The sequence below is a fragment of the Lactobacillus kalixensis DSM 16043 genome, assembly GCF_001434335.1.
Classification (GTDB): Bacteria; Bacillota; Bacilli; order Lactobacillales; family Lactobacillaceae; genus Lactobacillus; species Lactobacillus kalixensis.
The window spans coordinates 1-213 of record NZ_AZFM01000108.1 but is presented as its reverse complement, the minus strand read 5'-3'; the positions used below and the strand labels follow the sequence as shown (position 1 = coordinate 213).

1 protein-coding gene is annotated in these 213 nt (G+C 38.0%); it reads right to left on the bottom strand.

The features are described from left to right. Positions 1–213: IS66 family insertion sequence element accessory protein TnpB (tnpB, locus tag FC46_RS09975; protein ID WP_157046849.1), on the bottom strand; the 213-nt coding region annotated here is incomplete at both ends.

The window sequence follows — 213 nt, the reverse complement described above, 5'->3', positions numbered from 1 at the left end:
AAATTACGTGCAGTTGCTTCATTTATTTTCGGTTCAATTGAGAACCCCTTCATTAACCAATCCACTTGCTCAGGACTAAGTTCTCTAACTTCATCATGGTTTTTGGGCCAGTTCATCTTACCATTTTCGAATCTTTTATAGAGTAACCAGTATCCTTGACCGTCCCAATATAAAGCTTTGAATCTATCTTGGCTTCCGCCACAAAACAAGAAT